Raw genomic sequence first — 9,245 nt, forward strand, 5'->3', positions numbered from 1 at the left:
CGTGCGGGGTCGCGTGGACGCGCACGAGATCGGCGAACTGGTTGACCAGCAGCACCCCACGTCCGCCGCGCAGTCCGGCCGGCCGGGGTCTCCGTCCGGCGAGGGGGTCGGCCAGCTGTCCGGTGTCGCGGACCTCGCAGACCACGTGGTTCTCGTGACGCCACAGTCGCAGCCGGCATCCACCGGGGGTGTGCACCAGGCTGTTCGTGACCAGTTCGGTGGCGATGTACTCCAGGTCCGCGATCCGATCCGCCTCAAGTCCGTGCCTGCGGGCCCGTTCGGCGGCCCAACGGCGGACGGCACTGAGTTGTGTCGGCTCGGTGACCGGGAGCTCGTCCACGTCCGGCTGCTCTGGCAGGGGCTGGTTGTACCGCGCCACCACCTCGTCAGGCGCGTAGAGATCGCTGGAATACCGGCGGTTCGGCTCCCACACCACGGGATGGGTGGCGCGCGCATCGGCAACCACGTGGTCCTCCAGCCCGACTGTGTCGTACGGGCACAGGATGGTGACGTCGCTGCCGGCGAACGCGTGGTTGATCAACGCTTCGTGCTGCACGCAGGCCGGATACTCGGTGGCGGTACGGCCAGGCCAGATCGGTTCGCCGACGATACGCGCGTGCCGGTCCGGGTGCGCGTCGGCGAACCGGCGCAGCACCAACGGGATGATCCGCCCTGGATTGCGGCCCGCCTGGGTCATGTCCACCCACGTCACCCTGTCCGCCGCATCTCCGGCAGCGGAGCGCAGCAGCTCCAGGCGTGCAGCGGGGACCGCCACGGCGACCGGCTGATCGCTGGCCACGCCCTCGGCGATGAACGGCACGAGCACCGCGAGATACTCGTCGTCCGACACGTAGAACAGGGCTGGATGCACGAACGGTCCCGCAGGCGGGACTGTCCAGGCGTCAGATTCGATGGTGGTCACGTCGTGTCGTCCACCCTCTCGCCCGAGAACACGCTGAAGCTTGGGGACACACAATTCGGACGTTACCTCCTCCGTGTGTACCCCGCGGCGGTGATTCGCAGCAAAACCCCTTTTCACTGGTTCACCGCAGGCGTCCCAGGACGCAGACGTTCGTCCAGCGCACCAACTTGTTCGCCTGTCGAACGCGCCGGAACTGAGCGGGCGACTCGCTCGACGTGTCCACCTCAAACTGAGCCGGCACGGCGCGCAACACCGATGGATCCACCTCAACGCGCTCCTGGCCGGCACTCCGATACCAGGTCGCCACCCGTAGGCGTCGACGAGCTCGTGCAAATCATCGTCACCACACGCACATCGGCCTCCAGCGCTCCGCAACGAACTTCCCCGCGCACACCACCGAACTGCAGGTCAGAAAGCTTCGCGTGCCACGGAGATTCGCCTGGATGGACGCGCTCCGGCAGGTGTCGTGCGGATTCCGCGGGGTAGCCCGGGCACTGCGCGGCGCGCCTGCCGTGCATCGCCGAGGGGGAACCACCGAGGGGGAACCATGACCACGTTGAAGCCCGGCCCGGTCGTTCCGCACCCGACCAGGACCGCTCATGGTCGCAAGGGCGCCGCCCTCCTGAAGCTGCTGAACACCACCGACCACAAGCTGATCGGGATCATGTACATGATCACGTCGTTCGGCTTCTTCATGGTCGGCGGCGTGATGGCGTTGCTGATGCGCGGTGAACTCGCCCGGCCCGGCCTGCAGTTCCTGTCCAACGAGCAGTACAACCAGCTGTTCACCATGCACGGCACCGTGATGCTGCTGCTCTACGCGACACCGATCGTGTTCGGGTTCGCCAACTTCGTGGTGCCACTCCAGATCGGCTCGCCGGATGTGGCGTTCCCGCGCCTGAACGCCTTCTCCTACTGGTTGTTCCTGTTCGGCGGCCTGATCGTCGTGGGATCGTTCCTGACCCCGGCAGGCGCGGCCGACTTCGGCTGGACCGCCTACACGCCGTTGTCGAGTGCGCGACACTCCCCCGGCATCGGCGGCGACCTGTGGATCTCCGGGCTCGTGGTCGGTGGTCTCGGCACCATCCTCGGCGCGGTGAACATGATCACCACCATCGTCTGCCTGCGCGCGCCCGGCATGACGATGTTCCGCATGCCGATCTTCACCTGGAACATCCTGGTCACGTCGATACTCGTGCTGCTCGCCTTCCCGATCCTCACCGCGGCGCTGCTCGGCCTGCTCGCCGACCGCCACCTCGGCGCCCACGTGTTCGACCCGGCCAACGGCGGCGTGATCCTGTGGCAGCACCTCTTCTGGTTCTTCGGCCACCCCGAGGTCTACATCGTCGCGCTGCCGTTTTTCGGCATCGTGTCGGAGATCTTCCCGGTGTTCAGCCGCAAACCACTCTTCGGCTACAAGGGCCTGGTCTTCGCGACGATCGCGATCGCCTTGTACTCGGTGGTGGTGTGGGCGCACCACATGTTCGCCACTGGCGCGGTGTTGCTGCTGTTCTTCTCCGCCACCACGTTCATCATCGCCGTACCAACGGGGATCAAGTTCTTCAACTGGATCGGCACGATGTGGAAGGGACAACTCACGTTCGAGACTCCGATGCTGTTCAGCCTCGGGTTCATCGTCACGTTCCTGTTCGGCGGCCTGTCCGGCATCCTGCTCGCCTCACCGCCGCTCGACTTCCACGTGACCGACACGTACTTCGTCGTCGCGCACTTCCACTACGTCCTCTTCGGCACCATCGTCTTCGCCACCTACGCGGGCATCTACTTCTGGTTCCCCAAGATCACCGGCCGGATGATGGACGAACCGCTGGGCAAGCTGCACTTCTGGACGACGTTCCTCGGCTTTCACGGCACCTTCCTGGTCCATCACTGGCTCGGCAACCAGGGCATGCCCCGCCGCTACGCCGACTACCTGCCCAGCGACAACTTCACGGTTCTCAACACCTTCTCCACCATCGGGTCCTTCGTGCTCGGCCTGTCCGTGCTGCCGTTCCTCTACAACATCGCCCGCAGCTACCTCTACGGCGAACCCGCAGGACGCGACGATCCCTGGGGCTTCGGCAACTCGCTGGAATGGGCCACCACCTCGCCCCCGCCACGCCACAACTTCCACGAACTTCCGAGGATCCGGTCCGAGCGGCCGGCGTTCGAGCTGCACTACCCGCACATGGTCGAACGCATGCGCGACGAGTCGCACGTCTCCATCACCAAACCAGGACCCGCCGACATCGACAAGACCACCGACAAGGTGCTCGCGCCGACCGACCGCGACACGAAGCACTGAGCCGTGGACTCCGCCCACGAACGCCACGAGCTCCGCCGGATCGAGCGCTGGCTCGCCGTCAACGACCCAGATCTGGCCGCGGCACTGAGCGCACCCGGTGCCGAACCGCTGCACGCCAACCGCCGATCCGTGCGGCTCACCGTCGATCTCGCCGGCGTGGCGTGCGTGGCGGCCGGCGTGCTGACCAGCTGGCTCTCGTTCATCTTCATCGGCGTGGTGGTGCTGATGGCTGGCGCGTGCCTGCACACGACGTGCGGGCATCGGCGCCACCAAGGACCGTTCACGCACTGAAATTCTTGTGGCTGGGACGTCGGAATCGCCCCCCTCCCCGGTCAGGTGTGCGGCGGCAGCACGGGCGGACACCGTCGTGGGATGGCGCGGGCAGACCGCCGAGGGTTCACAGTTCGACGAAGCAAGCCGGGCGCTCACTGCGGGCGTACGCCGATGGGCCGGTGTCCCGGTGCAGACCCACGTCATGGCGGACCCGACAGCGGATCCGGTGGCGATGACCGACCGGTTCCCGGCACTGGCGTGGCTCGGATCGCTGGTGCAACAGCTGCGCGACGGCGAGATCGACGCACCACACGGCTCCGCCTCGACGTCGTTGCACAGCACCGTGATGCGGATGGCGAACTACTTCGGACGGAGCAGGTTGAGCAGCTCAACCACGGTCGTGTGCGGAGCTGGGCACTCCCTCACCCACCAGGTTCCCGACCAGGACCTCACCATCTCGCTGCACGATCCCCTGGGCGCCCGTGCAACGGGGTCGTGCTCACAACGCAGTGAGCCACCGCAACCCGCGAGGGGACCCGGAGCCTGGCGAGTACCCGCCGAACTCGTTGTACGCCACGAACAGTGGGGTCGGGGGCACGGTCGTGCGCCGCGAAGCCGACCGGTTGATGGTGTTGTTCGCCGACGTCGGTTACAAGGCGCTCTCGCTCGCCGCCATCGGATCGCTCATGCGGTGTGACGGTCCGAAGACCAGTACACCCGCCAGGACCCGAGGACCCAGTATCCGCGCCCAGGTGACCAGGAACAGCCGCATGCCGGCACAGACCCACGGATGGGGCCGGAGCTCTGCAAGGCCGCGGTGCCGCTCATGCGTCCCGGCGCCGCCATCATCGACACCTCGTCGATCCAGGCGTTCATGCCCTCTCCCCCCGCTCATGGACTACGCCGCCACCAAGGCCGCCATCGTCAACTTCACCAAAGCCCTTTCGGCCGACCTCATCGGCAAGGGCATCAGGGTCAACTCGGTGGCCCCCGGCCCGGTCTGGACACCACTGATCCCCGCCACGATGCCCGCCGAGAAGGTCGACGACTTCGGCGCACAGACGCCGATGGGCCGCGCCGCACAACCCGCCGAACTGGCACCGGTCTTCGTCTTCCTCGCATCGCACGAGTCGAGCTACGTCACCGGAGAGGTCCTCGGTGTCACCGGCGGCCAGTTGCTCACCTGACCGGGAATTGCGCGCAATCGGATTGAACCCGTCCCCAGGTGGTAGCCCAGCCGGGCCCACCACCAGTTCGACGGCACGGGAGCGGTTATGCCGCAAGGAAAGCGCACCTCCCCTCGCCAGCGCCGGCTCCGGCGCTGGTTCTCGTTGCTGCTGGCGCTCGTCGCCGCCGGGATCGTCGCGAGCGCCTTGACCCCGCAGCGGCAAACGGCGGCCGCACAGGACGCCGGCCTGGCGCGACAGGGCCAGCAGCTCTACCTGAACTCCTGCGTCGACTGTCACGGCCCGCAGCTGCAGGGCGTGGAAGGCCGGGGGCCGAGCCTGATCGGGGCGGGCGAGGCGAAGGTCTACTTCCAGGTGTCGACGGGACGCATGCCGCTGCCCCGGCAGCAGGCGCAGGGTCAGCGCAAGCCCGCCGAGTTCAGCGAGGACCAGATCCGCGCACTCATGGCGTACGTACACAGCTTCGGTGGCGGCGCCGAGATGCCGGACGAGCGGGGCACCGCGCTGCGCGGGAACGTCGCGCGTGGCGGTGAGCTGTTCCGGCTGAACTGCGCCGCCTGCCACAACTTCACCGGCAGGGGCGGTGCGCTCACCTCTGGCAAGTTCGCGCCCAGCCTCGATCCGGCGAACGAGGAGCAGATCTACACCGCCATGCTGACCGGCCCGTCGAACATGCCCGTGTTCGGCGACCGTCAGCTCTCCCCCGAGGAGAAGCGCGACATCATCGCCTACGTCGATTCGGTGCAGCACGAACGCAACAACTACGGCGGTCACCCGCTCGGCACGCTCGGGCCCGTGTCCGAAGGAGCGGTGGCGTGGGTGGTCGGCATCGCCACCCTCGTGCTGCTCGCCCTCTGGATCGGGGCGCGCGCATGAGCGAACGCGACAAGGACGGGATCCGGGCCGAGGAGCTGGACCGGATGAGCGACGACGAGCTGGTCCGGCTCGGGACACGCCTGGACGACGTGGAACTGGTGCAGTACGCCGACCGGTGGCCCGTGCCGGGCACGACCATGGAACGGCGCGCGATGCGGCACGTCATCGGCTGGTTCGTGCTCGCCGGTCTGTCCGCGCTCGCCTTGATCGGTGTGTTCGTGTTCTGGCCGTACGACTACCGCCCGCCAGGCGCACCCGGCTACCACCTCCGTACGCTCTACACGCCGATGGTCGGCTTGACGTTCGGGCTGACGCTGTTCGGTCTCGCGGTCGGTGCCGTCGGTTACGCCAAGAAGTTCCTTCCGCAGGAACTCGCGGTCCAGCAACGACATTCCGGTAGTTCGGCGGAGGCGGACAAACGCACGGTCGCCGCCGAGTTCCGCGATGCCGCCACCCGTGGTGGACTGAACCGCCGCACCGCTTTCCGGCGTGTCGCGGCCACTTCCGCAGGGCTGTTCGGCGTCGGCCTCGGGGTCATGGCGATCGGGCCGCTGGTGCGGGATCCGTGGAAACACAGCGACAGCCCGGACTCGCTGTGGCACACCGGGTGGAAGGAAACCAACGGCGAGGCGGTCTACCTGCGGCTGGACACCGGCGTCCCGGACGAGGTCGTGCTCGTCCGGCCGGAAGACCTCCGCGCGGGAGGCTACGTCACCGTCTTCCCGTTCCGTGAATCCGAACGTGAAGATCCGGAGAAGCTGCACGCCGCGCTCCGCCGCGCCGACAGCGCGGTGATGCTGTTCCGGTTCCGGCCGGGCACCCCGGTCACGACCCGGCCCGGCCAGGAAGACTTCCACCACGGTGACTTCTACGCCTACTCCAAGGTGTGCACGCACCTGGGCTGTCCGGCGTCGTTGTACGAACAGCAGACCGGACGGTTGCTGTGCCCGTGCCACCAGTCGCAGTTCGACGTCTTCGCGGGCGCCGTACCGATCTTCGGCCCGGCCACCAGACCGCTGCCGGAGCTGCCGATCACCGTCGGCGAGGACGGCTACTTCACCGCTCGCGGTGATTTCGCCGAGGTCGTCGGCCCGGGATTCTGGGAGCTGCAGCCATGAGCACGCGTCCGACCAGGCCACCGCGCCGGATCGTCGCCGGCGCCGCCGGATTCGCCGAGGAGCGCCTGCACTTCGCCGCCGCGGTCCGGCGGCAGATCAACAAGGTGTTCCCGACGCACTGGTCGTTCCTGCTCGGCGAGGTGGCGCTCTACAGCTTCGTCGTGTTGCTGCTGACCGGCACGTATCTCGGCCTCTTCTTCGATCCCTCGATGGAGGAGGTGGTCTACACCGGCAGCTACGACGGCCTGCGCGGCATGGACATGTCACGGGCGTACGAGAGCGCGTTGGACATCTCGTTCGAGGTGCGCGGTGGTCTGTTCGTCCGGCAGGTGCACCACTGGGCCGCGCTCATCTTCATGGCGGCCATCGTCGTGCACATGTTCCGGGTGTTCTTCACCGGCGCCTTCCGCAAACCACGTGAGATGAACTGGGTGATCGGCGTCCTGCTGTTCATCCTCGGCATGGCGGAGGGGTTCGCCGGCTACTCGCTGCCCGACGACCTGTTGTCCGGCACGGGCCTGCGGATCATGTCCGGGATCGTGCAGTCCATCCCGGTTGCGGGCACGTGGCTGCACTGGCTGATCTTCGGGTCCGAGTTCCCCGGCACCGAGATCATCCCCCGGCTCTACCTCGTGCACGTCCTGTTGCTTCCGGCGATCATCGTCGCCCTGGTCGCAGCGCACCTCGCACTGGTCTGGTACCAGAAGCACACCCAGTTCCCCGGCCTGGGACGCACCGAGAACAACGTCGTCGGAGTCCGCATTCTGCCGGTCTTCGCGGTCAAGAGCGGTGCGTTCTTCGCCGCCGTCGTCGGCGTGCTCGGGCTGATGGGCGGACTGTTCCAGATCAACCCCATCTGGCTGTTCGGCCCCTACAACCCCGCGCACGTCTCGGCAGGCTCACAACCCGACTGGTACATCGGCTGGCTGGACGGCTCCACCCGCTTGTGGCCACCGTGGGAGCTGTACCTCGGCAACTACCGCATCCCGGCCCAGTTCTGGCCCACGGTGATACTGCCGCTGGTCATGCTCGGCCTCGCCGCTCTGTACCCGTGGATCGAGCGCCGCCTCACCCGTGACCACGCCCACCACCACCTGATCCAGCGCCCCAGGGACGTGCCGGTGCGCACCAGCCTCGGTGCCATGTCGATCACGTTCTTCGGCGTCCTGCTCGTCTCAGGCGGCAACGACGTCATCGCCGAGAAGTTCCAGCTCTCGCTCAACGCCATGACCTGGGCCGGCCGCATCGGGATGCTGGTGCTCCCGCCGCTGGCCTACTTCCTGACCTACCGCGCGTGCATCGGACTGCAACGCGCAGACCGCGAAGTGCTGGAGCACGGCATCGCCACCGGCATGATCAAACGGCTGCCGCACGGCCAGTTCATCGAGGTGCACCAGCCACTGGCCGAGAAACCGCTGACGTACCAAGCCACCCCTCTGCCCAAGCGCATGAACGATCTCGGACTCGCCGGACGCGCGGTCTCCGGAACTCTGTGGCGGCCGGACCCGCCAGAAGAAGTCACAGCACTCGAAAACGCACGCGCTGCGACCGGTGCCTCCGAGGGCACGCTGAGCGGAGAAGACAGTCCACAATAGATCAGCCGGATACGCAGCGCGGCCTGAGCCCGGAACGGACACAGCGGACGCACAGCTCAGGCTTTGACCTGCGGCGAGGCGTTCCACGGTGCGAGCTTCAGCAGATCTTGGCGCCGCGCGGTGAACCCGGACTGCTCGACCGGCAGAAGCGGCCGGCGGGTCAGGTAGTCGCCGTACATCCGCGCACTCAGCTTCTCAACCAGAGACTATCCTAAATGGACGGTATGATCCGGCTGCCGCCGTGATCAAGCAACAACCAGCTGTCGCCGCTGCGCAACACGCGGTGCAGCTCGGCAACAGCGGCACGGGCGTCGGGCACACCGCACAGACCCAGCGTGCACACCACGGTGTCGAACAACTCGTCGCCTTCGCGCGCAGCACTCTCGACGGCAAGCAGGTCCGGCTCCTCGAGGACGGCCGCTGGTGAAGGTGCAGCTGTCGGCCGGGCAGGACTACGCGGTAGTCGAAGAGGACCAGCACGAGCCGCGATCATGCCGGATGGCCGGTAACACGCCGATGCGTACTGACCTGCACGGACGTACTTCTCGGCACGCACAGCGCCAGCCGCCGCCAGTGGTGTCGCTGTCCGTTCTCAGGGGAGCGATCCCCACACCTTCGATCCGGCTCCAGGCACGCTCTTGTTCGGCGGTCATCGCCGGCCAGCGCAGGCCGCCGGGCCGTGGCCGCATCTTCGTGCCGTATGGCGCGGGACGGAACTCCGGGTCGTAGAAGCACCCGCTGCCGTAGGTGCTGTCGAACGTGTTGCAGGAACGTGCGATCGACCGCGGAGTGGGTTTCTGGCCAGTACGCACCCACTTGTCGAGCGCGGAGATGGAGTTGGCGTAGAGCAATGCTTGAAATCTGTGGATGAGTTGGGAAGGGGCGTACCTTCCCGATGATCTGCTGATCCTCAAGCAAGGCCGACGTTGGCGCGTCGGTCGGGAAGGCACGCCCATGCTCACCGTAGTCCCT

Annotated in this window: 9 protein-coding genes; 6 read left to right on the forward strand and 3 right to left on the reverse strand. The window is 67.2% G+C overall.

The genetic code is table 11. The features are described from left to right. A partial coding sequence (locus ABFX45_RS45325; protein WP_346137283.1) for an anti-sigma factor RsbA family regulatory protein occupies positions 1-922 on the reverse strand: 922 nt, incomplete at its 3' end. A gap of 547 nt (positions 923-1,469) precedes the next feature. Between ABFX45_RS45325 and ctaD the strand changes: the two genes are divergently transcribed. The 6 genes from ctaD to qcrB all read left to right on the forward strand — a co-directional run bounded on the left by ctaD (position 1,470) and on the right by qcrB (position 8,273). After that, positions 1,470-3,224, forward strand: coding sequence for an aa3-type cytochrome oxidase subunit I (gene ctaD / locus ABFX45_RS45330; RefSeq protein ID WP_346137284.1), 1,755 nt, complete (start codon positions 1,470-1,472; stop codon positions 3,222-3,224). A 3-nt stretch (positions 3,225-3,227) separates the two neighbouring features. Then, the gene (locus ABFX45_RS45335; RefSeq protein WP_109639393.1) at positions 3,228-3,515 is read left to right on the forward strand and encodes a DUF3040 domain-containing protein; all 288 of its coding nucleotides are present in this window, start codon (positions 3,228-3,230) and stop codon (positions 3,513-3,515) included. Between the two features lie 875 nt (positions 3,516-4,390). Continuing rightward, complete coding sequence (locus ABFX45_RS45340) at positions 4,391-4,684, forward strand: SDR family oxidoreductase (protein ID WP_346137285.1); 294 nt, start codon at positions 4,391-4,393, stop codon at positions 4,682-4,684. 87 nt (positions 4,685-4,771) lie between these two features. After that, on the forward strand, positions 4,772-5,560 hold the full coding sequence (qcrC, locus tag ABFX45_RS45345) for a cytochrome bc1 complex diheme cytochrome c subunit (protein ID WP_346137286.1): 789 nt from the start codon (positions 4,772-4,774) through the stop codon (positions 5,558-5,560). Beyond that, positions 5,557-6,678: a cytochrome bc1 complex Rieske iron-sulfur subunit gene (qcrA, locus tag ABFX45_RS45350; RefSeq protein ID WP_346137287.1), complete on the forward strand. Its 1,122-nt coding sequence runs from the start codon at positions 5,557-5,559 to the stop codon at positions 6,676-6,678. Before qcrC ends, qcrA begins: the two co-directional genes overlap by 4 nt. Beyond that, entirely contained in the window at positions 6,675-8,273 is a 1,599-nt protein-coding gene (gene qcrB, locus ABFX45_RS45355; protein ID WP_346137288.1) for a cytochrome bc1 complex cytochrome b subunit, read from the forward strand. Before qcrA ends, qcrB begins: the two co-directional genes overlap by 4 nt. A 56-nt stretch (positions 8,274-8,329) precedes the next feature. On the opposite strand, the gene ABFX45_RS45360 is transcribed toward qcrB, so the two are convergent. Together ABFX45_RS45360 and ABFX45_RS45365 are read right to left on the reverse strand one after the other, a co-directional pair. Beyond that, positions 8,330-8,452, reverse strand: coding sequence for a hypothetical protein (locus ABFX45_RS45360; protein ID WP_346137289.1), 123 nt, complete (start codon positions 8,450-8,452; stop codon positions 8,330-8,332). Between the two features lie 32 nt (positions 8,453-8,484). Next, a complete protein-coding gene (locus tag ABFX45_RS45365; RefSeq protein ID WP_346137290.1) occupies positions 8,485-8,766 on the reverse strand; it encodes a methyltransferase domain-containing protein in 282 nt (93 codons plus the stop codon). Positions 8,767-9,245: the final 479 nt, after the last annotated feature.

This window comes from Lentzea roselyniae (genome assembly GCF_039537795.1).
GTDB lineage: Bacteria > Actinomycetota > Actinomycetes > Mycobacteriales > Pseudonocardiaceae > Lentzea > Lentzea atacamensis.